The following is a 25711-nucleotide window of genomic DNA, read 5'->3' as shown; positions in this document are numbered from 1 at the left end:
CTTCCCTTCCGTTGTGCGAGATCAGAGCCCGACCAGCCCCAGGAGCGGGTCGATGGCCACGTCGATGAGCTTGATGCCGACGAACGGGGCGATCACCCCGCCGAGGCCGTAGATCAGGAGGTTCCGGCGGAGCAGCGCCCCCGCCCCGACCGGCCGGTACTTCACCCCCTTCAGGGCGATCGGGATCAGCAGGGGGATGATGATCGCATTGAAGATCACCGCCGCCAGGATCGCGGACTCGGCCCCGCCCCGCGTGGCTAGGCCCATGAGGTCCAGCACCTTGAGACTCGGCAGGGTCGCGATGAACATGGCCGGGATCACGGCGAAATACTTGGCCAGGTCGTTGGCGATCGAGAACGTGGTCAGGGCCCCGCGAGTCATCAGCAGTTGCTTGCCGATCTCCACGACCTCGATGAGCTTGGTGGGGTCGCTGTCGAGGTCGACCATGTTGCCGGCCTCCTTGGCGGCCTGGGTGCCCGAGTTCATCGCCACGCCGATGTCGGCCTGGGCCAGCGCGGGGGCGTCGTTGGTGCCGTCGCCCATCATGGCCACGAGCTTGCCGCCCTCCTGCTCGGAGCGGATGTAGGCGAGCTTGGCCTCCGGGGTGGCCTGGGCGATGAAGTCGTCGACCCCCGCCTCCCTGGCGATCGCGGCGGCGGTCAGGGGGTTGTCGCCGGTGACCATCACCACCCGCAGCCCCATCCGGCGGAGCCGGGCGAACCGCTCGGAGATGCCGGGCTTGAGGATGTCGTCCAGCTGGATCACGCCGACGATCCGGTCGTCCTCGGCCACCGCCAGCGGCGTGGCCCCCTGCGAGGCGATCGCGTCGACGGTCGCCTGGAAGCCGTCGGGGAGTTGGCCCCCCTGCTCCTCCACGTACTTCGCCACGGTGTTGGGCGCCCCCTTGCGGAGCCGGGGGCCGCCGGGCAGGTCGACGCCGCTCATCCGCGTCTGGGCGGTGAAGTCGATGAAGGTCGATCCGTCCGGCGCCCCGCCGTCGAGGGCGGACTGCTGGCGGGCGAGGTCGAGGATGCTCTTGCCCTCGGGGGTGGAGTCGGCCATCGAGGCCAGCCCGGCCACCCGGGCGAGGTCGCGGGGCGAGGACCCGCCCAGCGGGACGAACCGGGTGGCCCGGCGGTTGCCGATGGTGATCGTGCCGGTCTTGTCCAGCAGCAGGGTGTCGATGTCGCCGGCCACCTCCACCGCCTTGCCGCTCTTGGCGATCAGGTTGGCCGCCAGGGCCCGGTCCATCCCGGCGATGCCGATGGCCGCCAAGAGGGCGCCGATGGTGGTCGGGATCAGGCAGACCAAGAGCGCGATCAGGGTCGGGATGTCGAGCGTGAGGCCGAAGTAGCGGCCCATCGGGTAGAGCGAGGCGGTCACGATCAGGAAGACCATCGAGAACGCCGCCAGCACGATCGTCAGGGCGATCTCGTTGGGCGTCTTCTGCCGGCTGGCCCCCTCGACCAGGGCGATCATCTTGTCCAGGAAGCTCTGCCCCGGCTCGGCCGTGACCCGGACCACGATCCGGTCGGACAGGACCCGCGTGCCGCCGGTCACGCCGGACAGGTCGCCGCCGGCCTCGCGGATCACCGGGGCGCTCTCGCCGGTGATCGCCGACTCGTCGACCGACGCCACGCCGGCGACGACCTCGCCGTCGGTGGGGATGACCTGCCCGGCCGCGATCGCCACCAGGTCCCCGGCCCGCAGGCGGGTCGAGGAGATCATCTCCCCCTGGTCATCGTCGATCGACCGGAGGCGGCAGGCCGGGGTATCGGCCCGGGTGGCGCGGAGGCTATCGGCCTGGGCCTTGCCCCGGGCCTCGGCCAGCGCCGAGGCGAAGTTGGCGAACAGCACGGTGAGGAACAGGAGGACCGCCAGGCTGACCTGGTAGGCGATCACGCCGACCGCCGCGTGGCCGACGATCGACTGGACGGCGACGATCGCCGTCAGGGCGGTGCCGACCTCGACCAGGAACATGACCGGGTTGCGGGCCATCTCCCGGGGGTCGAGCATCCGGAACGACTGCCCGACCGCCATCCGGACCAGCGACGGCTCGAACAGGCGGAGGGCCCGGGTGCCCCGGCGGCGGAGCTTGGGGGCCTGGGATTCGGCGGCGTCCCGCGCGGGGGCGTCCACGTCGGTGGCGAGGCTCATCGGATTCCTATCCTTGCTGGGTCGGTGATTCGTGTGGGGGTTCGGCCGCGACGCGTCAGGGATGGATCGCCGCCAGGTGGTCGGCGATCGGCCCGAGGACCAGCGCGGGCAGGAACGACAGGGCCCCGACCAGGAGCACCGTGCCCGCCAGCATCCCGGCGAAGGTGAGGTCGTCGGTCTTGAGCGTCCCGGTGGTCTGCGGCACCCGCCTCTTGGCCGAGAGGAACCCGGCGACGGCCAGGGGCAGGATCAGCGCCGGGAACCGGCCCAGCAGCAGGACCACGCCGGTGGCGATATTCCAGGCCGGGTTGTTGTCGGCCAGCCCCTCGAACCCCGACCCGTTGTTGGCCGCGGCCGAGGTGAACTCATAAAGGATCTCGCTGAACCCGTGCGACCCGGGGTTGGCCGTGGCCTTCGCCCCCCAGTCGGTCGCCGCGAACAGGCCGGCCCCGGCGCAGATCAGCAGCGGGTGGATCAGGATCGCCACCATCGCCAGCTTCACCTCGCGGGACTCGACCTTCTTGCCCAGGTACTCCGGTGTCCGCCCGACCATCAGCCCGGCGATGAACACCGCGACGATGATGTACATCAGCATGTTCTCGAACCCGGCGCCGATCCCGCTGAACGCGACGTTCAGCATCATCAACGCCATCGGCACGGCCCCGGCCATCGGGTTCAGGCTGTCGTGCATGCCGTTGACCGAGCCGTTGGACGTGGCCGTGGTGATGGACGCCCACGTCGCGGCGGCCACCGGCCCGAGCCGGACCTCCTTGCCCTCCATGTTCGGCCCGGCCGCGACCGGCAGGCCCCGCGTGGCCACGCTCGGCCTGGCCTCGGCCAGGATGGCGGTCACGGTGCCGACCAGCAGGAAGCCGAGCATCACGCCGTAGATCACCAGGGCGTGCCGGAGGTTGCGGAGCATCAGCCCGGCCATCACGATCGACGACATCGGCAGGACGATGATCGAGACCAGGGCCAGCATGTTGCTCCAGGGCGAGGGGTTCTCAAACGGATGAGTCGAGTTCGGCCCGAAGAAGCCGCCGCCGTTGGTCCCGGCCTGCTTGATCGCCACCAGCGCCGCCACCGGGCCCCGGGCGATCGTCTGGGTCGCCCCGCCGTCGACGGTGGCGGCCTGCGCCGCCCCCTCGAAGGTCATGGGCACGCCCATCCCCACCAGGCCGACGGCCACCAGCAGGCAGTACGGCACGATCGCGAACAGGAGCCCGCGGAACAGGTCGAGGTAGAAGTCGCCCAGATCCTCGTCGCCCCGCAGCCCCCGGACCGTGGCCAGCATCACGCACAGGCCGGCGGCCGGCGTGACGAACATCAGCCAGACGATCGCGGCGAGCTGGCCGAAGTAGCTCAGGTTCTGATCGCCCGAATAGTGCTGGAGGTTGGTGTTGGTGACGAACGAGCAGACGGTGTTGAAGATCACCGCCGTGTCGGCCCGGTCGTGCGCGGTGCCGGCCGCGTCCTTGTAGCCCAGGGCCGCCAGCGACCCCTTGCCGTCGGGGTTGAGCGGCGCGACCCGGTCCTGGAAGTAGAGCAACGCGAACGACAGGACGAACAGGGCGGCGTTGAACGCCAGCATGGTCGCGGCGTATTGCTTCCAGACCATCCGAGATGGTTCGCGGCGTCCGATCTGGCGGCAGAGGAACGTCGGCAGGGCGTCGAGCCCGCGTCCGGCGCGATCGCCGGGCACGTCGAGCGAGCGCCACATCAGCCAGCCGAGCGGGAAGGAGAGGGAGATGGGCAGGGCGAACGCCCACGTCGGATGCAGCCAGGACATCGTCGAATCCACCTGGGATTTCTCCCATCAAAGAGTGTGCGGAACCGGCGGGGTCGGCGAGCCCGGCCCCGTTCGGCCGGGGGCGGCCGGCGTCCCATCCCCACCATGCGGGGATGCCGCCCGGCCCCTTCGTTGGCCGGGCATTACAGAGCGCGGTCGCCCCCGCCCGGCCGGGGCCGGGCCGCCGGACCGTCAGAAGCGTTCGGGGCAGATCATGGCGAAGCCGAGGTAGATCAGGGCGGCCACGGCCAGCAAGGCGGTCAGGTACAGCACGGTCGATCCTCGCGGGTGGGGTTCAGAGCCGGTCGCAGCCGGCGATCAGGCCGAAGAACAGGGCGAACAGGGACAGGCCGAGGGCGAGCGTGGCGAGGGCGGTCACGTCATGGCTCCGGGGGGGTCGTGGATCATCGGGAACGGTCCGTGCGGCGGCGGCCAGCCCGAGGCGGGGCCTCGGGAGGATTGGGGATCATCGATGGCATCCGGCTCAGCCGCCCGTGTTGACCGGGACCTTGCTGGCGCCGAAGGTGAATCGCTCGTAATAGCGACGCATGTTCTGCTGGGCCGCCTCGTGGTCCGGGTCGGCCTTGAGGGCCGCGCAGTACGCGCGGTACGAGGCGTCGTGTTCGTTGCGGAGTTCGTACAGGACGCCCATCAGGTTGTGGGCCTCGGCCGAGTTCGGATCCAGCTTCAACGCCTGGCCGAGGATCGCCTCCGCCTGGGCGAACTGGCGGCGGTTCAACGCCCGCTTGGCCTTCGACAGGGTTGCCGCGGAGACCGCGAACGGCGACACGAAGGCGGGCGTCGGCTCCGGCTCCGCCGCGGCGGGCTCGGCCTCGGGCTCGGCCGAGGCGTGGCGCTGGACCACCTCGGCGACCAGCCGGCGCAGGACGTCGGGGGTGAGCGGCTTGGCCAGGAAGTCGATCGCCCCCAGCTTCATCGCGGCCACCGCGTCGGGCACCCGGCCGTGGGCCGAGATGAAGATGACCGGGACGTCGTTGCCGCCCTCGCGGAGCCGCCGCAAGGTCTCGATGCCGTCGATGCCGGGCATCTGCAGGTCCATCAGCACCAGGTCGGCCCGGGAGCCGGCCAGGGCCTCCAGGGCGGAGGGCCCATCGACGGCCTCCGCGATCGCGTAGCCCCGGGATTCCAGGGCGGCCCGGAAGACGAGCCGGACGTTGGGCTCGTCGTCGACGATCAGGATCCTGGCTGGCTGGCTCATGACATGGCTCCCGTCGCCCGGGCCGATCCGCCCGGCTCGGGCGCGATCGGCAGGCGGAAGGTGAAGGTGGTGCCCCGGCCCGGCTGGCTGCGGGCCTCGATCTGCCCGCCGTGCGCCGCGACGATCTCGCGGGCGATGGCCAGGCCCAGCCCGGCACCGCCCGAGCGGGCCCCGGGGACGCGGTAGAAGCGGTCGAAGATCCGGGGGAGGTGCTCGCCGGGGATCCCCTCCCCGTCGTCGGCGACCGAGATCCGGACGAATCCGCCGTCGGCCTCGGCCGTCAGCCGGACCGATCCGCCCCGGCGGGTGTGGGCCAGGGCGTTGCCGATCAGGTTGTCGAAGACGTGCTCGATCCGCTCCCGGTCGACGAGCGCCCGGGGCAACGTCCGGGCGATGTCGCCCGCCAGCCCGATCCCCGCGTCCCGGGCCCGGGACTCGAACCGCTCGATCGCCCCGGCCGCCAGGTCGCCCGGCGCCACCGGCTTCAGGTCGAGCCGGACCCGGCCCTGCTCGATCCGGGTCAGGTCGAGCAGGTCGTTGAGCATCGCCAGGAGCCGGTCGGAATCCTGCCGGGCCGCCATCAGCAGCTCGACCTGCTTCGGCTCCAGCGGGCCGACGGCCTCCTCCAGCAGGAGGTGGACGGCCATCTGGATGCTGGTCAGGGGCGTCTTGAGTTCGTGGCTGACCGTGGAGACCATGTCGCTCTTGAGCTGGTCGACCAGGCGGAACTTGGTCACGTCGTGGAGCACGACCGCCGCGCCCAGGGGGTCGCCCTCCCCCTTGATCCCCAGCACGCGGGGCAGGAAGAAGCGCTCCTGTCCGTCGTCGCGGAGGCAGAGGGCCTGCTCGACGCCGGCGGGCATGTAGTCGTCCAGCCCGCCGAGGACGTCGGCCAAATGCGATCGGAGCGGGCCCGGCGGCGTCCAGGGGGCCGGCCCGTGGGTCGCGGAGACGCCCAGGATCCGCCGGGCGGCCGGGTTGGCCCGCTCGATCGCCCCGTCGGGGTCGACCACCACGACCGGGTCGGGGAAAGAGTCGATGGTGGCCTGGGCCGTCTGCTGGGCCCGGACGAGTTCCTCGGTCCCGGCCCGGCGATACTCGCGGAGGGTCCGGGCCATGCCGTTGAAGGTGGCGGCCAGCTCGCCCAGCTCGTCGTGCGAGGTGACCGGCACGACCTGGTCGTAGTCCCCCTTGCCCAGGGCCCGCGCCGAGCGGGTGACCGCGAGGATCGGCCCCAGCAGCGACCGGCCCAGGAGGAGGGCGATGGCCGACGCGATGGCCGTCGCGCCGACGAGGGCGGCGACCATGATGCCCCGGGACTGCCGGGCGGCCTCGCGGGCCCGGCGGTCCTCCTCCTTCATCTTGGCCTGGTTGACCCGGAGCACCTCGTCGGCGCCGGCCTTGATCTCGGCGAACAGCGGGAGCAGCCGACCGGAGTAGAACGCCCACCGGCCGCCGGCCTCGTCCCGGGGCAGGGCGAAGAACTCGCCCATCAGGGCCTGATAGCGGGCATAGCGGTCGGCGATCCGGTCGGCGAGCGGCTTCTCCCCCTCCTCGGTGATGTTGGCCCGTTCCTTGACCAGGTTCCGGTCGAACAGGGCCGCGTTGGCCCGATACTGCTCGCGGGCCTCAGCGTCGGGGCCGTTGATCGAGATCAGGGCGGCCGAGTCCATCCGCTCCAGGGCCTCCTTCATCCCCTCGGCGGCCAGCACGCTCTCGTAGTTCTCGCGGAGGATCACGTCGATCCGCCCGCCCAGGTGGTCGAGCATGGCGACCGCCCACAGCCCCAGGCCGATCGTGAGGATCAGCAAAGGGGCCAGGCCCAGGAAGAGTTTGGATCGCAGCTTCGTGAACATGGGCCAAGCATCCTTTCCGGGAGATGCTCCTGGAAGATTGCAGGCGCCGTGCCGCACGCCGGAACGGCGACGCAAGCCATTGCCATGTCATAGCTTAATTTTTCGGCCGGATCGCACCGGCGCCGCATCCCCGATGGGGACCGTGCGATCTGCACGATGGCCGGTGGCATCCTGCAAGGTGGGGCGGGCGGATCAGAGGCCGAGCTTCCGCCGCTTGCGGTAGAGGGTGCTGGGGTCGATCCCCAGGACGGTCGCCGCCTCGTCGAGGCTGGGCGAGGCGGCGATGACCCGGCGGATGTGCTCCGTCTCCAGCCGCTCCAGGGTGACCGGCCCGCCCACCTCGACGGGGCCGACCTTCGCGGCCTGGGCCCGGCCGACGCGCTCGGGCAGGTCGGCCAGTCCGATCTCGGGGCCTGCGGCCAGGATCGCGGCCCGTTCGACGGCGTTGCGCAGCTCGCGGATGTTGCCCGGCCAGGCATGGCGGTCCATCGCCTGCATGGCCTCGCGCGTGAACCCGGTCAGCTTCCGGCCGGTCTGGCGGGCGAAGAAGGCGAGCAGGTGATTCGCCAGGATCAGGATGTCGTTGCGGCTCCGGAGCGGCGGCAGGGCCATCTCGATCACGTTGAGCCGGTACAGCAGGTCCTCGCGGAACTGGCCGGCGGCCACGGCCGCCTCCAGGTCCCGGTTGGTCGCCGCGACCACCCGGACGTCGGCCGCGCGGGTGGCGGAGTCGCCGACCCGCTCGTACCGCCGTTCCTGGAGGAACCGGAGGAGCTTGGGCTGGAGGGAAACCGGCAGGTCGCCGATCTCGTCCAGGAACAGGGTGCCGCCCTCGGCCACGGCCACCTTGCCGACCGCGTCCCGGACGGCGCCGGTGAAGGCCCCCCGGGCGTGTCCGAAGAGCTCGCTCTCCAGCAGGTCGGCCCCGAGGCTGGGGCAGGATACGGTCACGAACGGGCGGTCGGCGCGGCGGCTCCAGCCGTGGAGGGCGCGGGCCAGCACCCCCTTGCCCGTGCCGTTCTCCCCCCGGATCAGGACGGCGGCCTCGGAGGCGGCCACGACCCGGGCCTGCTCCATCGCCCGCCGCACCGCCGGGTCGGGGCTGTCCAGCTCGATCTCCGGCACCTCGGCCCGGACCCGGTCTTCCAGGTCGGCGACCCGGTCGCGGAGCCCCCGGTCGCGGGCGACCCGTTCCAGCACGGCGCGGACCTGGGCCGGGGTGAACGGCTTGGGGAGGTAGTCGAACGCCCCGCGCCGCATCGCCTCGACGGCGGTGTCGATCGAGGCGTGGGCCGTGATCAGGACCGCCGCCAGGCCGGGCCGGCCGGCCCGGAGCCGCTCCAGGAGGTCAAGCCCCGATTCCTGCCCGAGCCGGAGGTCGACCAGCGCCGCCTCGGTGTTCTGGCGCCCGGCCTGCCGCAGGGCCTCCGCCCCGTCGGCCGCCTCGGCCACCTCGTGGCCCTGGGCCTCCAGGGCGATCCGGAGGGTCCGGCGGATGTTCGGCTCGTCGTCGACGATCAGGATCCGCATGGTCGCTCCGATCCGGGCGGCAAATCCGAGGCGGTTAGGCCCTCGCCCGGCGCCTCGGCGGGGTCTATGATGGCGGCCGACGCACCCCGCCCCAGCCGGTTTCCACACGGCCGGTGCGCCGGGGACTTCCCCGCCTCTCCCACCAGGATACGACAACCATGAGGCCGATCTCGACAGCGATTCTGCTCGCCTGCCTGGCCGCGCCGGCGTCCGCCGCCGCGCCGGACACCTACGACGTGGTCGTCTACGGCGGCACCAGCGGCGCGATCGCCGCGGCGGTCCAGGCGAAGGCCCAGGGCAAGTCCGTGATCGTCGTCAGCCCGGACAAGCACCTCGGCGGGCTGACCAGCGGCGGACTGGGCTGGACCGACTCGGGCAACAAGGCGGTCATCGGCGGGCTGTCGCGGGCCTTCTATCGCCGGGTCAAGGCCCACTACGACCGTCCCGAGGCGTGGGTCCACCAGAAGCCGGCCGAACTCAAGCAGTACCGGGCCGACGACGACGCCATGTGGACCTTCGAGCCCCACGTGGCCGAGCAGGCCTTCGAAGCCTGGGTCGCCGAGGCGGGCGTGCCGGTCGTCCGCCCGGCCTTCCTGGATCGGGCCAAGGGGGTCAAGAAGGAAGGGTCGCGGATCGTCTCGATCAGCACGACCGACGGCAAGGTCTACGCCGGCCGGATGTTCATCGACGCGACCTACGAGGGCGACCTGATGGCCGCCGCCGGGGTCAGCTTCACCACCGGCCGCGAGGCCAACAGCCAGTACGGCGAGACCCTGAACGGCGTCCAGAAGGCCCGCGCCGTCAGCCACCAGTTCACCAACAAGGTCGACCCCTACGTCGTGCCCGGCGACCCCAAGAGCGGCCTCCTGCCGCTGATCGTGGCCGAGGAGCCCGGCGAGGACGGCTCGGCCGACCGCAAGCTCCAGGCGTATAACTTCCGCACCTGCATGACCAACGTGGCCGCCAACCGCGTCCCGTTCCCCAAGCCCGAGGGGTACGACCCGCTCCAGTACGAGCTGCTGCTCCGCGACCTCGTGGCCGGGTCGCGGCACGTCTTCGGCAAGATCGACCCCGCCCCCAACGGCAAGACCGACACCAACAACCACGGGTCGTTCAGCACCGACAACATCGGCATGAACTACGACTACCCCGAGGCCACCTACGAGCGGCGCCGGGAGATCATCGCCCAGCACGAGCGGTATCAGAAGGGGTTCTATTACTTCCTCTGCAACGACCCCCGCGTGCCGGCCGACGTCCGGGAGAAGATGAACAAGTGGGGCCTGTCGAAGGATGAATTCCTCGACAACGGCAACTGGCCGCACCAGATCTACGTCCGCGAGGCCCGGCGGATGGTCGGCGACTTCGTGATGACCGAGCTGCACCTGCGGATGGTCGAGCCGACCCGCGACTCGATCGGCATGGGCTCCTACAACATGGACAGCCACAACGTCCAGCGCTACGTCGCCCGCGACTCCGACGGCAAGGCCTACGCCCGCAACGAGGGGGACATCCAGGTCAGCCCCGGCGGCCCCTACCCGGTCAGCTACCGGGCCATCATCCCCAAGGCCGGCGAGGCCGAAAACCTGCTCGTCCCGGTCTGCCTGAGCAGCTCGCACATCGCCTACGGGTCGATCCGCATGGAGCCGGTCTTCATGGTCCTGGGCCAGAGCGCCGCGACCGCCGCCTGCCTGGCGCTGGACGGCGGGACCACGGTGCAGGCCGTGCCCTACGACAAGCTCAAGGCCAGGCTCCTGGCCGACGGGCAGGTCCTGGAGTTCGCCCGGGCCCCGCTCCGGACGATCGGCGGGGCGAAGCGCGGGTCGGTCAGCATCGGCGACCTGCCCGGCGTGGTGGTCGACGACAACTCCGCCGCCCTGGCCGGCGACTGGGCCAAGGGCTCGGTGATCGGCCCGTTCGTGGCCGAGGGCTACCGCCACGACGACAACAAGGAGAAGGGGAAGCGGGTCGCCCGCTACCAGGCCAGGCTCCCCCAGCCCGGACGGTACGAGGTCCGCATGGCCTACTCCGCCAACGGCAACCGCGCCACCAACGTCCCGGTCACCGTCCACCACTCCGGGGGCGAGGCCCGGGTCAAGGTCGACCAGCGCGAGGCCCCGACCATCGACGACCTCTGGGTCTCGCTGGGCACCTACGGCTTCGCCGCCGAGCCGGCCATCGTCGAGGTCTCGAACGACGGCACCGATGGCCATGTGATCATCGATGCCGTGCAGTTCCTCCCGGCCAAGTGAGCCTCGACTGATCGGCGGCGGCCCTTCGGGTGGCTGTGGTTGGCTTGCCAACCACAGGGCCGGCGCCATGGACACCCGCCGCGGAAGTCGCCCGGGGCGGGCTCGTTGGCCCTGTGGTTGGCTTGCCAACCACAGCCACCCGGCCCGCACAGGGATCGATGCTTCGGGGCCGACTCGATCACCGGCCCCGAAGCAATCGCATACCAGCATCAGATCACCCCGGCGCCGCGACCAGGGAGGACTCGCGGCGCGGGGGGGCCTTGCGGACGCCCAGCGTGCCCAGGCAGTGGTCGATCCAGAGCTTGGTGAGCTTCTCCTGGACGTTGTTCTGCGACAGGCGGCTCCGCAGGGCGTCGAACCGGACGTGGTCGAGCGGCTGGTCCTGGTTGGAGCAGGAGAAGACCACCGTCTCCTTGCCGGTCGCCGGGTCCCGGTGCGTCTGGAGGCACTGGGCGCAGATCTCCTTCATCATGCACTGCATCGGCGAGTTGATGCTGCCGATGGCGTGGTGGCCCGGGTCGAGGTACGGGGCGAGCACGCCGTGCCGGGCCTGCTGGACCCCGCGCATCATGCCGTCGGAGCCGATCACGACCAGCCGCGACGCCTGGTTGAGCGGGATCGCCACGTCGCCCAGCCCGCCGGAGCCGTAGGCGGCCATCGCGTCGACGATGTTGCCCACGAAGGCGCGGTCCTGGACCCGGCCGGGGGTGAACCCGGGGGCCTCGTCGCAGCACCAGGTGACGACGTCGGCGGCCCGCTCGATCTCGTCGACCTTGTAGCGGTCGATCATCTTCTTGTAGCCGGCGAAGTAGATGACCCGCGACCCCATCGCCCGGAGCTTCTGGCCGATCGAGAACAGCACCGCGTTGCCCAGCCCGCCGCCGATCAGGAGGACGGTCTCCTCGGCCGGCGTCTCGGTGGGCTCGCCGGTCGGCCCCATCAGGCTGATCGGCTCGCCCGGCTTGAGCAGGGCGCACAGGTCGGACGACCCGCCCATCTCCAGGACGATGGTCGAGAGGAGGCCCTTCTCGCGGTCGACCGAGGCCCCGGTCAGCGCCAGGCCCTCCATCGCCAGGACCGTGTCCCTGGTGCGGGCGGCCAACACCTCGTAGTTCTGGAGCCGGTAGAACTGCCCCGGCCGGAACGCCCGCGCGGCGATCGGGGCCCGGACCACGATCTCGACGATGTTGGGCGTCAGGCGGATGACCTCGTGGACCACCGTCCGCAGCTCGTCATTGAGCCGATCGACCAGCGCCTCGGGGGTCGGCCCGGTCGGCTCCCGCCGCGCCAGGGCGCGGGACACGACGGGGTACCCTCGTTTGGCGCTGCCCATCGCCTTGACGACGTTGCCGGCGAACGACGGGTGGAGGTCGCCGAAGAAGCTGATCGCCCGGCCGTCGTCGCGGACCGACATCAGGACGTGGGCGGCGGATGGCTTGGCGATCCGCTCGGGCGTGGCGGGCTGGCCGTCCTCGTCCACGGCGCGGAAGTAGCGGCCGTCGATCCGGACGTTGTGTTCGTCCTCGCGGGCCAGCACCGTGTTGGGCTGGGTGCCGGCGGCGACCAAAATCGTCCGGGCGGGCAGGGTCACCGTCTCCCCGGTCGTCCGGAGGTTGCCGGTCTCGGGCTCGACCTCCCACCGGCCCAGCTTGAGGGCCTTCGCGGCGCCGTATTCGTCGACCTCGACCTCCTCGGGGGCGAGGCACTCGGCGAACCGGATCCCCTCCTCGAAGGCCTTGGTGATCTCCTCGTGGTTGAGCGTGTAGCTCGGCGAGTCGATCATCCGGCGGCGATAGGCCACCGTCGCCCCGCCCCACGAGTCGAGCAGCTGGGTCAGCCGGGGGGCCCGGCCTTCCTCGGCCGCCTTCGCGTACTCGGCCCGGATGGCGCGGGCGTGGGCCAGGAACTCCTCGGCGACGGCCTTCTCCTCGCCGACCCAGAGGGCGGCCAGGTCTTCCTCGCCCCGGGCGTGGGCCAGCTCCTCGTAGCGGCGGAGGAATTTTTCGACCTGCACCGCGTAGTAGGCCAGGGACTCGGTCGCGGTGTCGATGGCGGTCAGCCCGCCGCCGATCACCACGATCGGCATCCGGACCTGGAGGTTGGCCAGGGACTCGACCTTTGCGGCGCCGGTCAACTGGAGGGCCATCAGGAAGTCGGACGCCTGGCGGACGCCCCGGGCCAGCCCGTTCTTCATCGGGATGACGGTCGGGCGGCCGGCCCCCATGCACAGGGCGATGTGGTCGAAGCCCATGTCGAAGGCGTCGTCGATCGTCAGCGTCCCGCCGAAGCGGATCCCGCCGAACATCGCGAACTCGGATCGGCGCTCCAGCAGGAGGCGGATCACCTTGAGGAAGTTCTTGTTCCAGCGGACCGTGATCCCGTACTCCGCCACGCCGCCGAACCCGGCCATGACCCGCTCGTCGAGCCGCTCGTAGATGTCGGAGATGTTCCGCAGGGGGCGGAACGGCCGGCGCCGGCCCAGGGGATCGACCCCGGACAGGGGCTCGGGCAACGGCTCGATCTTGAGCCCGTCCACGGCGACCACGGCGTGGCCGTCGTTCATCAGGTGGTGGGCCAGGGTGAACCCGGCCGGGCCGAGGCCGACCACCAGCACCTTGCGGCCCGAGGCCGGCCGGGGCAGCGGCCGCTCGAAGTTGAGCGGGTTCCAGCGGGTGAGCAGGCCGTAGATCTCGAAGCCCCAGGGCAGCTCCAGGACGTCCTTGAGGGTCCGGGTCTCGACCTGCGGGATGTCCACCGGCTCCTGCTTCTGGTAGATGCAGGCCTTCATGCAGTCGTTGCAGATGCGGTGGCCGGTGGCGGCGGCCATCGGGTTGTCGATGACGACCGTGGCCAGGGCGCCGATGGGGACGCCCTGCCCCTTCAGCTCGTTCATCTCCGAGATCTTCTCGTCGAGCGGGCAGCCGGCCAGGGGGATGCCGAACACGCTCTTCTTGTAGCCGCCCGTCTTCTCGGTCAGGCCGTGGGAGCAGCTATCCTTGCCCTGGTGGTGGCACTTGATGCAGTAGCCGGCCTGGTCCAGGGCCCCGGCGAGGTCGGTGCCGGGGTCGGTCAGGTGGAACCCCTTGCGGTGCCGGGCGTGCCCCTCGTCCTGCGCGAACTGGACCATGCCCAGGACCGGCAACTCGACGTGCGGCACCAGCCGGGTCATGTCGAGCTTGTGCGGGACCTTGAACAGCACGCCCTTGCCGTGCTTCTTGCGGCCCTCGGGCGACAGGACGGCCCAGATGGCGTAGTCGGCGGCCAGCTTGAGCTGCCGGGCGTGGTCCTCTTCCTTCTCCATCCAGCCGAAGACGTGGTCGGCGTAGCTCTGCTCGGTCAGGGTGCCGTGGAGGAACGCCTCCAGCTCGGCGGTCAGCGACCCGGCGTCGATCGCCATCGCGTCGGCCGGGGTCTTGCCCGTGACCTTCCTCTGGACGAACCGCCGCTTGACCGCGTGCAGGGGGGCGAGGGCCTCGTGGTGGGCCTGCAGCGCCTTCAGCTCCGCGCCGATCCCGAACAGCTCGGCGATGAAGTCTTCCAGGTACGGGGCCAGCTCGACGATCAGGGCCGAGGACGGCTTGGGGGCCAGCGCGGACGGATCAATCCGCGCCGCTTCGAGCCGGGCGTGGAGGTCCGGCGACGATTCCTGGAGCCGGCCCAGGAAGGCCGCGTCGAGCCGTTCCAGCCCGTCGCGACGATACAGATCCTCGAACGAAAGTCCGAACTTCAGCGACAAGACGGGGGCACCAGGCATGAAAAATCCCTTCCGTTCGACCGGACGGAGGCCCCACGCACGATGGGGATGGCCTCGCGACGGGGCCGAAACCGACCCCCAGTAGACCCCAGTTCGGGGAACGCCCGCAAGGGTAGATACGCGGCCGGGCCCTCCGGGGATCGCTCCCGGTCGTCCGAATTCATCATATTCCCGATCAACTTCCCGATCAACATTTCCCGCCGCGCGGAGGTGCGGCGGAGGCGGCCCACCGGGGCGGGATTTCCTCGCTACGGCGCCCTTTCCGGCTCAACCCAGCCCCCGCAAGGACGCCGCCCGGAGGGCATTCATTGGGTTCGTTCGGGGCGGCATGGGCCGGGGCGTCGGCGATGGGGCGGCGACCGGCGGCGAGGCCTGCGCGACGGGGATCGGGGCAGGTGCGGCGACCGGGCGCGGGCGGGGTTCCGGCCGGATCGCGGGCGGGGGCGCCGCCGGCGCCGGGGGGGCGTTGGGTTCGTTCCGCGCCTCGATCTGGCGGAACTCGCGGAGGGCGCGGAACAGGGCCCGCTCGGCCGCCGCCTCGTACCGACGCGCCAGCTGGGCCTCCTTCGAAGGGTCGAACAGGGCGCGCTCGGCCGCCTGGGCGCGGTCGGCGGCCTCATCGTCGTCGTCGATCAGATCGCGGAGGGCTCGCAGCTCGGCCACCTCGCCGTCGATCAGCCGGGCCAGTTGCTCGCGGGCCCACGCCTTGCGTTCCTTCCGCTCCAGCCCTCCGCCCTGGTCGTCGGACAGCCCCGAGAAGTCCCCCCGGCCGCCCGCGCCAGCGGCCCGAACGGCGTCGGCGGGTGCATCCCCACCGCCCGGCCGAGCAGGTGCTCGACCCGGTCGACGTGCCCCTCGGTCCAGCGCACCCGGCGGGTCCGGGACAGGTCGCCCCGGACCTGCAGCCACGCGGAGATCACCCAGTCGATCCCCTCGGGCGTGCGCAGGAGGCGGGGCACCGCCCGGGCCGGGTCGGAGGCCAGGGTCGCGGCGATGGCGTCGACCTCGGCGTGGCGGGCGTCTTCGAACGCCTTCGGCGCGTCGCGGACCCGCTTCTCCCGCGCCGCCGCCTCGGCCCGCCCACAGCGGTCGAGCCGGTTCGACATGGTGGCGATCCGCCGCACCAGGATCCGCCCCATCTCCCCCGACGGCTTGAACTCCGCTTCGAGCTTCGCCGTCAGCGTGTCGTCCTCGGCCAACTCGTCGGGCGGCAGGACCACCCCCTCGCCGGCCATCCCGTGCTTGCGGGCGTTCTCCCTCGACCGCTGCTTGCCCCGTTCGGTCCGGGGCCCGGTGCTGCGAAGCGCGTTCTTCTGGTTGGCGGCCAGTCGGGCGGGGCTGCACGTCATGGCGGAGGCTCCCTCGGCGGTTCATCGAAGATGCGGGACGACGCCCGGATTGCGCCGTCATCCGACATATTCAGAATTTCGAGGGGCCCTCAACTGAGTTTTTGCCTGATTCGCAAATTTTTGTCAGGATCATCGGACGGCTGGCAGGGGATTGGCGCCCGGGATGGATGAAACTGGGCGGACCCAAGGCCGCCGATTTCGTTGCCATGGGAACGCGCGGATGGATATCGTCTCCCGGATTCTCGTCGTCGCCTGCCTGCCCTCGCTCTTCGCCGCCCGCGCGACCGCCGACGAGGCCCCGCCGCCGTCGGCACCATCCCTGGGCGTCTATCGGTGGGCCAACAAGCCCGCCAACGTCGACGCCTACGCGCAGTGGCTCGGCCGGCCGACCGTCTGGGCCGTGGACTTCATCGGCGGCGAGTCCTGGGACAACGTGGAGTGGCCCACGTGGTGGCTGGAAGGGTGGGGCCCGTGGGTGCGGGCGAAACCCGGCCGGAGATTGATCCTGGCCGTGCCGATCCTGGCCGGCCCGCCGGACCGCAGCGGCCCGACGCAGGGGCAGAAGGACGTCAAGATCCCGGTGTCGCTGGCGGACGGGGCCGCGGGCAAGTACAACCACCACTTCAAGCAACTGGCCGAGAACCTCGTCGCGCACAAGCTCGCGGACTCCGTCCTCCGGCCCGGATGGGAGTTCAACGGCGGCTGGTATACCTGGGGCGCCAAGGGGAAGGCGGAGGAGTTCGCGGAGTATTGGCGGCAGATCGTCACCACCATGCGGGCCGTGCCCGGGGCCGAGCGGCTGACATTCTGCTGGAATCCGACGCTCGGCGATCAGGACTTCCCCGCGGACGAGGCGTGGCCGGGCGACAAGTACGTCGATTTCGTCGGCATCGACGTGTACGACGAGACGTGGAGCCAGGGCACCTACTCGTGGCCCACCGCGGCGAACGCGGCGGAGATCGACGCCCGCCGGAAAAAGGCCTGGGACGACTGGATCATGCACAGCCCCCGGGGGTTGGCGTTCTGGACGAAGTTCGCCCGCGAGCACGGCAAGCCGCTGGCGATCCCCGAGTGGGGGCTGAACCGCCGCGCGGACGGCCACGGCGGCGGCGACAATCCCTGGTTCATCGAGCGAATGCACGCGTTCGTCACGGACCCGGCCAACCGGGTCGCCTTCCACTGCTACTTCGACGTGAACGTCCCGGGCGACGACCATCGCCACCAACTCTCGCCCGGCCTGGACGAGAAAGGCCGGCCCGACCGGACCGAGTTCCCGGACTCGGCGGCGACGTTTCGGAGACTCTTCACGCCGAAACGCTGACCCCGATGCGCCGAAGCGGCCGGGCGGCAGGGGTCTCGGCGCAGCCGACCCCGGCGACTGGCGTCAGATTCGCAGAGCTTCGCGGGAACCCCTGCCGCCCGAGGCCCGTCGGGGTGGGGCGAAGAGTATGGGTGGCCCGGCCGGCTGGGGGGCGGCCGGCCGGGCGGGGGGGCCGATGCGGGCCGATCAGCCGCGGAGGCCGCCGGCCGCGTGGATGACCTCGCCGGTGATCCAGCCCGCATCGTCGCCGGCCAGGAGCAGGATGGCCCGGCCGATGTCGTCGGGCTGGCCGATCCGGCCGAGCGGGGTCTTTTTGGCGAACTCCTGGAACATCTCGCCGTCCGAGAACCCGGAGGTCCCCTCGGTGGCCACCGGCCCGGGGTTGATCGAGTTGACCCGGATCTTCCGCCCGCCCAGCTCCTGGGCCAGGGCTTTGGTGATGGCGTCGACGGCCGCCTTGGTGGCCGAGTAGACCGACGCGCCGGCCATCGGGGCGGTGCCGGCCACCGACGAGACGTTGATGATGGAGCCCCCCTCCGGGCCGATCAGGGCGGCGGCGTGCCGGGTCGCCAGGATCAGGCCCAGGACGTTCAGGTCGAAGTGCTTGTGGAAGTGCTCCGGGGTGATCCCCTCCAGCGGGGCGAAGTCATAGATCCCCGCGTTGTTGACCAGGATGTCGAGCTTGCCGAACGCCTTTTTGGTCTCCTCGAAGAGCTTGGCGACCTCCTCGGGCTTCGCCAGGTTCGCCCCGACGGCGATGGCCTTGCCCCCCTCCGCCTCGATCGCCCGGACGACCTTCTCGGCCCCCTCGCGGCTCGACGAGTAATTGACCACCACGCTCGCCCCCGCCTTCGCCAGGTGCCGCGCGGCCGCCGCGCCGATGCCCTTGGACGCACCCGTGACCACCGCCACCTTGCCCGTCAGATCGTTGGCCATCGTCCCGACCTTCGTTGTCAGAGTCGCCGATTTGCAACCGACGCGGTTGCGATTCGGCGGAATGGTAGGTTGGCCCTCGACCGGGACAAGTACTGACGAAAAGGTAAGTGCCCGCGGGGCGGTCTCGGGCGGACGCCGCGCCGATCCGCTGGGCCGGATTCCGGCCAGGGATCGACGCATCCTGGATCGGGGAGCGATCTTGATCTTGACGCCGATCGCGGCGGCGTCCAAGATCCCCCACCATGGATGAATGTGCCTCCCCCCGAAGGATTGGGACCATGCCGACGACGAATCCTCTCCGCACCCTCCTCGCCCTGTCTGCGATCGGCCTGGGCCTCGCGACGGGCCGCGCCCAGGCCGTCGAGATGTTCCATGTGACGAAGCTGGGCGGCTCGTACTCCCTCCAGCAGGATGCGACCGGGACGGTCCATGGCGTCCAGGGCGACGACGGGCTGGCCTATGTCTTCGAGAAATCCCCGGTCACTTACTATCCCGAGCTGGCGTCTTACTCCATCGGGACCGAGATGAGTAACGGCGGCAATCGCCAGACCTGGATTTATGCCGGCTCGGGGCGGTATGGCTCCCTGCCCGTGGCGTCGAATGCCGCCGGGAGCGTCGGCTTCACGGCGATCGATTACAGCATGGTCGTCGGCGGGGGGATCTACTCCACGGCGATCGGCATCGATTTCTCCGGCAATTACCATCTGCCCGAGAACGTCGTCAACTATCGATGGACGACCAAGTACGGGGGGGTGCCGGTGCTCGACATCAACGCCTCGGGCCAGGCCGTCGGGCAATACGACGACGGGACCGCGAGCTGGTATTGGAACTCCCCGGGCCGCGTGGCGGCCTTCTCGGACAAGGGCCTCAAGAGCCACGGGCCGACGCCCGGCCTGAAGTCCCTCCCCGACGACCTGAACAACTACATCGCCGAGGACCTGGGCATCCGCCTGGCCATGGCCGAGCGGATCGACGACCTGGGCCAGATCATCGCCTGGAGCACCGCCAACGAGACGCGCCAGGCCTACCTGCTCACGCCGAACGGTCCCCCCACCCCCACGCCCGAGCCGGCTTCGATGGTCGTCTTCGCCGCGGGTGCGGTGGCCCTGGCCGCCTGGAAGCGGAAGGCCGGCCGTCGCGCCTGAACGGCTGGGGGGAGCGGCTCGCGATCGCGAGCCGCTGGAAGGGGAAGAATCGTGACGAGGGGGAGCGGCGGCGAGCATGGCCGATTCTGCGGGGCCCGGCATGGCCGATGAATGGTGGCTCATCCAGGACGCGGCGGAGTGGGACCGCTCCGACGACGCCCGCAAGATGCGGAGGACGCTCCGGAAGCGGTGGCCGGGGCCGGAGGCCGACCTGGACCATCGGCTCCGCCGCTACTGCCTCGCCTGCTGCCGGAGGATCTGGCCGCTCTTGCCCGGAGACCCGATCCGAATGCTCATCGAGGCCGCCGAGCGATATGTCGAAGTCCAAGATTCGAGAGAGAAAAGTGAGGTCTTGGGCGATCTGATCGAGTTGGCCTATCACGAGTACATCAATGTGCTGGAGGGGGAAGACCACAGAGATTCCGGGCGAGTCACCTATTGGTCGCGCGAGATCACCCGCATCCCCCCGGACAAACTTCGCAAACTCCTGCTCATCCCCGGCGATAAACCGATTGCATCTCCGGTGGAAATCTTGTTGGACGCCGCCCGCTTCGCAATCGATGCCGCCAGGTCCTGGTTTCTCTATACAACCATGAGCACGGCGTGGCATGAACGTTTCTTGACCACCCACTTGTTACGCGAGGAATTCGGCAACCCGTTCACTTCGACTTTCGTTGAGATGCGGCCGAGCAGAAGGGTTTGACCGCTGGCACGACGGCAAAACCCCGTAAGCCGACGCAACGCAATCCCATCCCGACTTGCTCACGATCGTTCAACGCTGGCGACGAGTCCGCGACGCATGAGTTTGCGACGGGGAGGTTGATCCTGGCACGCCGAGGATCGCCATCTCGGCCGGTCAGTTCCTCAGGATCACGGCGACGCCCGCGAGCATGACCAGGACGCCCACGACCCGGGGGAGGTTGATCGGCCGGGTGCTGAAGCCGATCAGGCCGAAGTGGTCCAGGACCATCGACGTGAGGATCTGGCCGGCCACCACCAGCCCGAGCCAGCCGGCGGCGCCGAGCCGGGGGGCGTACGTGACCGTGACCAGGACATAGCCGGCGCCCATCACGCCCCCGCCCCAGATCCACCACGGGCCCCGGGCCCAGCCCGGCGCCAGGAGGGGTCGGGAGCCGCCGGAGCCGGCCTGCGAGATCAGGGCGACCACGCCCAGCGCCACGCCCCCGGACAGGAACGACCACAGGGCCGACGACAGGGGATTGCCCATCCCCGCCCGGATCTCGTTGTTGAGCCCGATCTGGATCGACAGGCAGGTGCCCGCCAGGAGGGCCAGGCCCGCATAGATCGCCGTCATCCGATGTCCCCTCGACTCGTTTCGGTCCCGACCGGGGAACAGGTTAGCCCTTCGAGTGCGATCGACGCAACCTGACCGATCCCGGGCGGTCGCCGCGACATGGGCTTGCCCGGCCGGGAATCGGGCCCCATCATGAATCCGGGGAGGGCCCGTCGGCGGCGGGCTGACGCTAGTTCCCTTATCGGGCCGGAGACGCCAGCGGCCGGGACCTTCGGATCGGGGGCGGGTCGGCGAATGGGCGCGGGACCGATGGATCTGATCGCCAGGGCCAGGGCCGGCGAGCCCGAGGCTCTGGGCGAGCTGTGCAACCTCTACCGCAACTACATGCGGATGGTCGTCCGCGCCGGGCTCGGGCCCCGCCTGCGCGAGAAGGTCGAGCTGTCCGACGTGGTCCAGGAGGCGCTGGTCGAGGTCATCCGCCAGTTCCCCCAGTTCACCGGGCAGAACGAGGCCGCCCTGGTCGGCTGGCTCCGGCGGCTGGTCGGGCAGAAGCTGGCGGACCTGGGCCGCTACCACAGCCGGGCCAAGCGCTCGGCCGGCGGGCCGGACGTGGCGCTCGACGCGGCGTGGGACCTGGGCGGCGGGGGGGACTCGCACGCCGGCGGCAAGCTGCTGGACATGCTCGCCCTGAGCCAGACCAGCCCCAGCGAGGACGCCAGCCGCCGCGAGCTGACCGTGCTTTTGGCCGACGCCCTGGCCGCGCTGCCCGAGGCCGAGGCCGAGGTCCTGTGGCTCCGCCACGCCGAGGGGCTGTCGTTCGAGACCATCGGCGACCGCGTCGGCGTCAGCCGCAAGAGCATCCGGGGCATCTGGGCCCGGGGCCTCAAGAGCCTGAAACGGACGCTCGACGGCCCGAGGCACTAGTCCGCAAGGAGTCGCGTGATGGCCAGCCCCAACGAAGTCGAGACCGGGCCGATCGACCGCGACGAGCGCCTGGGCGAGGCGATCGAGGCGTTCCTGGAGCTGGCCGAGTCCGGCTCCTCGCCCGACCCGGAGGCCTTCGCCGCCGGCTATCCCGACCTCGGCGACGACCTGGTGGCCGCCCTGGAAGGGCTGGCCCTGGTGCAGGGGCTGGTCGGGGACTCGGGCGGGGCCGGGCCGGGGCACCGGCTGGAGGCGGGCCGAAGGGTGGCCGGCTACCGGATCGTCCGCGAACTGGGCCGGGGCGGGATGGGGATCGTGTACGAGGCGGTCCACGTCGGGCTCGACCGCCCGGTGGCGCTGAAGGTGCTGGGCACCCAGGCCGCGCCGGACTCCACGGCCCGGCGTCGGTTCCTCAACGAGGCCAAGACGGCGGCCGGGCTCCACCACACCCACATCGTCCCGGTGTTCGACGTGGGGCAGGTGGGCGGGCTCTGCTATTACGCGATGCAGAGGATCGAGGGGGCCGGCCTGGACCGGGTCCTCCGCCTGCTCCGCCGCGACCGCACCGTGGCCGCCGGCTCGACCTACGGCCCGACCCCGGCGCGGACGGCACCGGCCGTCACGCTCGCCTCCCCCTCGCTCGGCGACGAGACCCGGACCTGGGCCCGCGACGCGGCCCCGTCGTCGTTCCGCAAGGGGGCCGCCCCCGACGACGACTCCGCCCCGCCCTTCCTCCCCCCGCGCGGGGGGGCCTATTACCGGTGGGTGGCCGACGCCGGGCGGCAGGCGGCCGAGGCCCTGGCGCACGCCCACCACCAGGGGGTGATCCACCGCGACATCAAGCCGTCCAACCTCCTGATCGACGCGAAGGGGGGGATCTGGGTGGCCGACTTCGGCCTGGCCCGGCGCCTGGCCGACCCCAGCCAGACCCAGGTCGACAGCCTGCTGGGCACCCCCCGGTACATGAGCCCGGAGCAGGCCCGCACCGGGGCCATCGACGGCCGGTCCGACGTCTACAGCCTGGGGGCCACGCTCTACGAACTGATCACCCTCCGCCCCCCGTTCGACGGCCGCAGCGCCGCCGAGCTGGTCGAGCAGATCGGAGGGCGGGAGCCGGCCCGTCCCCGCAAATTCGACCCACGCATCCCGCTGGACCTGGAGACGATCCTCCTGAAGGCCCTGGCCAAGCGGCCCGACGACCGCTACGCCACCGCCGACGATCTGGCCGAGGACCTGGGCCGGTTCCTGGCGCACGAGCCGGTCCGGGCGCGGCGGATCGGCCCGGCCGGGCGGCTCTGGCGGTTCGCCCGCCGCCACCCGGGGGGCTCGGCCGTCACGGTGGCCGCCGCCGGCATCGTCCTGACCGTGGCGACCGTGGCCTACGTCCGCGTGATCGACGAGCGCAACCGGTCCTACGAGGCCGCCGGCCAGGCCCGCCAGGCGCGTCGGGAGACCGAGCGGGCCAACGCCGAATTGAAGAAGGCCAACGCCGAGGTCCAGGCGGCGATGCGCAACGAGTACGCCAGCCACGCCACGGCGGTCCGGCTGAGCAACGCGCCCGACCGCCGGTCCTACGGCCTGGACCTGCTCCGCAAGGCGGCGGCGCTCGGCCCGGACGCCGACCTCCGCGTGAAGCTCCGGGACCAGGCGCTGGCCTTCCTGTCGATGCGCGACGTCAAGGCCCTCCCCCCGATCCCCACCCTGACGATGCGCGACGGCGGCGAGGCCCGCCCCCCGGCCCCCGGCCCGTCGCCCCAGCATGGCCTGGTCTTCAGCCCCGACGGCCGGCGGATCGCCGCGATCGGCGACGAGGGGGAGCTGAACATCTGGGACCTCGCCCGCCGCGAGCTGATCGACTCGTCGCGCGTGCCGATCGCCCCCCGGCGGCCCGCCTCCGGGCTGATGCGGAACCGGCCCCTCGGGATGAAGATGGCCGGCATGGGGGCCCGCGGGCAGCTCGCGGTGATCCGGCCCGACGGCGAGGGGGTCCGCTTCTTCGAGGCCGCCGCGCCGTCGTCGCCGGTCGAGGAATTGCCGATGCCCGGCCGCGAGGTCATCGCGGTCCTGTCCACGCCCGACGGCCGGCGGTTCCTCACCGTCGACCGCACGCCCCCGCCCCCGGAGCCCCCCCGCCCGCCCTCCGATCGCGGGGGCCCGCCCCCGGAAGGGCCCCGCCCGCCCTCCGATCGCGGGGGCCCGCCCCCGGAAGGGCCCCGCCCGCCCGCCGACCGCCCGGCCCAGCCCCCGGAGGAACCCCGCCTCACGCTCTGGTCGCGCGACCTCCCCGGCACCCCCCGGGCCATCCTCACGCCGCCCGAGTCCGCGGGGGAACCCTACACCGGCCGGGTCCGCCCGGGGCTCCTGCTGGCGATCGCACCGGACGGCTCGACCATCGCCGCGGCGCGGCCCAACGAGACCCAGGTCTCCCTGTGGGACGGCGAGGGCCGGCCCCTGCCCCCGGTGGAGATCCAGTCCGGGGCCTGGGCGCTGGCCCTGGGCGCCGGCGGCCTGCTGGCCATCGCCGAGGGGGGCCAGATCGCCCTGTGGGACCTGACGCCCCGCCGCCCGCTGACCACGCTCGCCTCCCAGCAGGGGTTCATCAGCCAGCTCCGGTTCAGCCCCGGCGACGGCGAGCTGCTGGCCTCCTCCGGGGGGGGCGGCGTCGAGCTGTGGGACCTGGCCACGCACGCCGCCGTCGCGGCCCTGCCCACCCGCGAATTCGTCGAGGACCTGGCCTTCTCGCCCGACGGCCGCACCCTGGCCGCCTCCCACGCCTCGTCGATCTCCGCGTGGTCGGTGATCGAGCCGGCCGCCCAGGTCATCCTGCCCGAGTCGCCCGACACCCCCCTGTCCCTCGCCTTCGGCCCGGACGACTCGCTGGCCATCGTCTCGCGCGATGCGGCCAGGGCCCCCGCCCCGCTCCGGGTCTGGGGCGGGCCCGGCAGCTCGCCCACGGCGGTGGCCTCCTGGGACCACCTCCGCGCCCACGCCGCCGGGTTCGACGACCAGGGATTCCTGATCGCCCTGGAATCGAACCGGCTCTCCTGGACCGAGCCGCCCGACCCGATCCCCGTCGATGAGATCGAAATCCCGGATCCCCGCCGGGGCGGGATGAAGTGGTGGGATAGCCCGTCCCCGGCCCGGCCCTCCGGCGGGCCGCCCCCCTTCCCCCCACCGGATTCGGGGCGCACCGCCGGGCCGGGCGGAGGTGGCCGGGGCCCGGAGGGATCACCGCCCCCGGGGCCGCCCCGCACCTTCGGCTCGACCCTGGCCCGGAGCGGCGACGACCGCGTCCTGGCCTTCGCCCGGTCCGGGGAGATCTACGCCTGGAGGGCCGAGGAGCCCGCCGCCGTGACCCGCCTCCGCATGCCCACCTGGGTCCGCTCCGACTGGGTGGGGTACAACCTGATGGCCCTCTCCCCCGACGGGTCGCGGATCTACCTGGCCGCCCAGTTCGGCGAACGGGTCGACTGCTATACGCTGGCGGGCTGGCCGGCCGCCGAACTCGAATGGTCGGCGAAGCTGGAGGAGCAGGCCAACTGCCTGGCCATCGCCCCCAAGGGGGAGACGCTGGCCGTGGGCGTTCGGGGCGGCGACGTGATGCTGCTCCGCGCCCGGGATGGCGCGGGGCAAGGGCGGATCCCGCTGCCGGCCGACGAGGCGAAGCAGCCGATCGAGTCGATCGCCTTCGCCCCCGGCGGCTCGATCCTGGCCTTCGGCGGGCGGGACCAGATCCGGCTCTGGTCGGTCGCGGGACGGCCCGCCCCGCTGGCCCACCTGCCGGGGCCCCGGGGTCGGATCCGCGCCCTGGCCTTCGACGCCGGGGGGAGGCACCTGGCCGGCGCCGACGACAATCGGTCGATCCGGGTGTGGGACCTGGCCACGCTCCGCGACGAGCTGGCCCGCCTCGGGCTGGGCTGGTAGACGACGCCGGCCGCTACGCCCGGGACGCGTCCGACGCCACCGCGACGTGCGTCCGGCGGCGTCCCGCGCCCACGCGTCCTGCGTCGAAATGAGAAATCCACGCATGCGTACCAGACGTTAGTTGCGTCGATTCATGGATGAATTTCCTCGATGCGTCGGGCCCGCTTCGCTTGCGGAATTCGCGTCTAAGATGACGGGATAACCCGAGGCTTTTCGGAACCGAAATCCGGCAATCCGCAAAAATGGGTTGCAATCTCGGAACGAACTTCCCATCCTGGCAACACGACGCGGGGCAACGCCCGG

At 71.5% G+C, this 25711-nt stretch carries 17 protein-coding genes; 6 read left to right on the top strand and 11 right to left on the bottom strand.

Annotated features, from left to right (window positions below):
* Positions 1 to 21 precede the first annotated feature (21 nt).
* The 6 genes from kdpB to TA3x_RS09755 form a co-directional block, all read right to left on the bottom strand.
* A complete protein-coding gene (gene kdpB, locus TA3x_RS09780; protein ID WP_435020668.1) occupies positions 22 to 2157 on the bottom strand; it encodes a potassium-transporting ATPase subunit KdpB in 2136 nt (711 codons plus the stop codon).
* A 55-nt stretch (positions 2158 to 2212) separates the two neighbouring features.
* On the bottom strand, positions 2213 to 3946 hold the full coding sequence (kdpA, locus tag TA3x_RS09775) for a potassium-transporting ATPase subunit KdpA (RefSeq protein ID WP_435020666.1): 1734 nt from the start codon (positions 3944 to 3946) through the stop codon (positions 2213 to 2215).
* A gap of 192 nt (positions 3947 to 4138) precedes the next feature.
* Positions 4139 to 4219 carry a potassium-transporting ATPase subunit F gene (locus tag TA3x_RS09770; protein WP_435022331.1) on the bottom strand — a complete coding sequence of 27 codons (81 nt, stop codon included), beginning with the start codon at positions 4217 to 4219 and terminating at the stop codon, positions 4139 to 4141.
* A gap of 211 nt (positions 4220 to 4430) precedes the next feature.
* Complete coding sequence (locus tag TA3x_RS09765) at positions 4431 to 5165, bottom strand: response regulator (RefSeq protein WP_435020664.1); 735 nt, start codon at positions 5163 to 5165, stop codon at positions 4431 to 4433.
* The gene (locus tag TA3x_RS09760) at positions 5162 to 7021 is read right to left on the bottom strand and encodes an ATP-binding protein (RefSeq protein ID WP_435020663.1); all 1860 of its coding nucleotides are present in this window, start codon (positions 7019 to 7021) and stop codon (positions 5162 to 5164) included. The genes TA3x_RS09765 and TA3x_RS09760 overlap by 4 nt, the downstream gene beginning before the upstream one ends.
* 192 nt (positions 7022 to 7213) lie before the next feature.
* Entirely contained in the window at positions 7214 to 8551 is a 1338-nt protein-coding gene (locus tag TA3x_RS09755) for a sigma-54-dependent transcriptional regulator (RefSeq protein WP_435020661.1), read from the bottom strand.
* A 158-nt stretch (positions 8552 to 8709) separates the two neighbouring features.
* Between TA3x_RS09755 and TA3x_RS09750 the strand changes: the two genes are divergently transcribed.
* Positions 8710 to 10800 carry an FAD-dependent oxidoreductase gene (locus TA3x_RS09750; RefSeq protein WP_435020659.1) on the top strand — a complete coding sequence of 697 codons (2091 nt, stop codon included), beginning with the start codon at positions 8710 to 8712 and terminating at the stop codon, positions 10798 to 10800.
* 214 nt (positions 10801 to 11014) lie between these two features.
* Here the strand turns inward: TA3x_RS09750 and TA3x_RS09745 are convergent, their stop codons facing one another.
* From TA3x_RS09745 to TA3x_RS09735, 3 genes are all read right to left on the bottom strand, one after another.
* Complete coding sequence (locus tag TA3x_RS09745; RefSeq protein WP_435020657.1) at positions 11015 to 14554, bottom strand: FAD-dependent oxidoreductase; 3540 nt, start codon at positions 14552 to 14554, stop codon at positions 11015 to 11017.
* 267 nt (positions 14555 to 14821) lie between these two features.
* Positions 14822 to 15217, bottom strand: a complete 396-nt coding sequence (locus TA3x_RS09740; RefSeq protein ID WP_435020655.1) for a hypothetical protein — start codon at positions 15215 to 15217, stop codon at positions 14822 to 14824.
* A gap of 11 nt (positions 15218 to 15228) precedes the next feature.
* Positions 15229 to 15903: a hypothetical protein gene (locus TA3x_RS09735; protein ID WP_435020653.1), complete on the bottom strand. Its 675-nt coding sequence runs from the start codon at positions 15901 to 15903 to the stop codon at positions 15229 to 15231.
* Positions 15904 to 16123: 220 nt separating this feature from the next.
* Here TA3x_RS09735 and TA3x_RS09730 point away from each other — a divergent pair, with 220 nt between their 5' ends.
* On the top strand, positions 16124 to 17224 hold the full coding sequence (locus tag TA3x_RS09730; protein ID WP_435020651.1) for a glycoside hydrolase family 26 protein: 1101 nt from the start codon (positions 16124 to 16126) through the stop codon (positions 17222 to 17224).
* 186 nt (positions 17225 to 17410) lie between these two features.
* Here the strand turns inward: TA3x_RS09730 and TA3x_RS09725 are convergent, their stop codons facing one another.
* The gene (locus TA3x_RS09725; protein ID WP_435020649.1) at positions 17411 to 18160 is read right to left on the bottom strand and encodes a glucose 1-dehydrogenase; all 750 of its coding nucleotides are present in this window, start codon (positions 18158 to 18160) and stop codon (positions 17411 to 17413) included.
* Between the two features lie 278 nt (positions 18161 to 18438).
* Here TA3x_RS09725 and TA3x_RS09720 point away from each other — a divergent pair, with 278 nt between their 5' ends.
* Positions 18439 to 19305, top strand: a complete 867-nt coding sequence (locus tag TA3x_RS09720; protein WP_435020647.1) for a PEP-CTERM sorting domain-containing protein — start codon at positions 18439 to 18441, stop codon at positions 19303 to 19305.
* Positions 19306 to 19381: 76 nt separating this feature from the next.
* Positions 19382 to 20008: a hypothetical protein gene (locus tag TA3x_RS09715; RefSeq protein WP_435020645.1), complete on the top strand. Its 627-nt coding sequence runs from the start codon at positions 19382 to 19384 to the stop codon at positions 20006 to 20008.
* Between the two features lie 153 nt (positions 20009 to 20161).
* Here the strand turns inward: TA3x_RS09715 and TA3x_RS09710 are convergent, their stop codons facing one another.
* Positions 20162 to 20620, bottom strand: coding sequence for a DMT family transporter (locus TA3x_RS09710; RefSeq protein ID WP_435020643.1), 459 nt, complete (start codon positions 20618 to 20620; stop codon positions 20162 to 20164).
* Positions 20621 to 20869: 249 nt separating this feature from the next.
* Between TA3x_RS09710 and TA3x_RS09705 the strand changes: the two genes are divergently transcribed.
* Positions 20870 to 21484, top strand: a complete 615-nt coding sequence (locus tag TA3x_RS09705) for a sigma-70 family RNA polymerase sigma factor (RefSeq protein ID WP_435020641.1) — start codon at positions 20870 to 20872, stop codon at positions 21482 to 21484.
* An 18-nt stretch (positions 21485 to 21502) separates the two neighbouring features.
* Positions 21503 to 25408 carry a WD40 repeat domain-containing serine/threonine protein kinase gene (locus tag TA3x_RS09700; protein WP_435020639.1) on the top strand — a complete coding sequence of 1302 codons (3906 nt, stop codon included), beginning with the start codon at positions 21503 to 21505 and terminating at the stop codon, positions 25406 to 25408.
* Positions 25409 to 25711 lie beyond the last annotated feature (303 nt).

The organism is Tundrisphaera macrotermitis (assembly GCF_051175315.1).
Taxonomy (GTDB): domain Bacteria; phylum Planctomycetota; class Planctomycetia; order Isosphaerales; family Isosphaeraceae; genus Tundrisphaera.
This window is presented reverse-complemented; position numbering and strand designations above follow the sequence as displayed.

What these genes read in the sequence shown, in the direction of transcription:
- TA3x_RS09760 (WP_435020663.1), bottom strand. Translation starts at nt 7,021, where the DNA reads ATGTTCACGAAGCTGCGATCCAAACTCTTCCTGGGCCTGGCCCCTTTG.
- TA3x_RS09765 (WP_435020664.1), bottom strand. Translation starts at nt 5,165, where the DNA reads ATGAGCCAGCCAGCCAGGATCCTGATCGTCGACGACGAGCCCAACGTC.
- TA3x_RS09705 (WP_435020641.1), top strand. Translation starts at nt 20,870, where the DNA reads ATGGATCTGATCGCCAGGGCCAGGGCCGGCGAGCCCGAGGCTCTGGGC.
- TA3x_RS09710 (WP_435020643.1), bottom strand. Translation starts at nt 20,620, where the DNA reads ATGACGGCGATCTATGCGGGCCTGGCCCTCCTGGCGGGCACCTGCCTG.
- TA3x_RS09755 (WP_435020661.1), bottom strand. Translation starts at nt 8,551, where the DNA reads ATGCGGATCCTGATCGTCGACGACGAGCCGAACATCCGCCGGACCCTC.
- kdpB (WP_435020668.1), bottom strand. Translation starts at nt 2,157, where the DNA reads ATGAGCCTCGCCACCGACGTGGACGCCCCCGCGCGGGACGCCGCCGAA.
- TA3x_RS09720 (WP_435020647.1), top strand. Translation starts at nt 18,439, where the DNA reads ATGCCGACGACGAATCCTCTCCGCACCCTCCTCGCCCTGTCTGCGATC.
- TA3x_RS09745 (WP_435020657.1), bottom strand. Translation starts at nt 14,554, where the DNA reads ATGCCTGGTGCCCCCGTCTTGTCGCTGAAGTTCGGACTTTCGTTCGAG.
- kdpA (WP_435020666.1), bottom strand. Translation starts at nt 3,946, where the DNA reads ATGTCCTGGCTGCATCCGACGTGGGCGTTCGCCCTGCCCATCTCCCTC.
- TA3x_RS09735 (WP_435020653.1), bottom strand. Translation starts at nt 15,903, where the DNA reads ATGACGTGCAGCCCCGCCCGACTGGCCGCCAACCAGAAGAACGCGCTT.
- TA3x_RS09725 (WP_435020649.1), bottom strand. Translation starts at nt 18,160, where the DNA reads ATGGCCAACGATCTGACGGGCAAGGTGGCGGTGGTCACGGGTGCGTCC.
- TA3x_RS09715 (WP_435020645.1), top strand. Translation starts at nt 19,382, where the DNA reads ATGGCCGATTCTGCGGGGCCCGGCATGGCCGATGAATGGTGGCTCATC.
- TA3x_RS09700 (WP_435020639.1), top strand. Translation starts at nt 21,503, where the DNA reads ATGGCCAGCCCCAACGAAGTCGAGACCGGGCCGATCGACCGCGACGAG.
- TA3x_RS09730 (WP_435020651.1), top strand. Translation starts at nt 16,124, where the DNA reads ATGGATATCGTCTCCCGGATTCTCGTCGTCGCCTGCCTGCCCTCGCTC.
- TA3x_RS09750 (WP_435020659.1), top strand. Translation starts at nt 8,710, where the DNA reads ATGAGGCCGATCTCGACAGCGATTCTGCTCGCCTGCCTGGCCGCGCCG.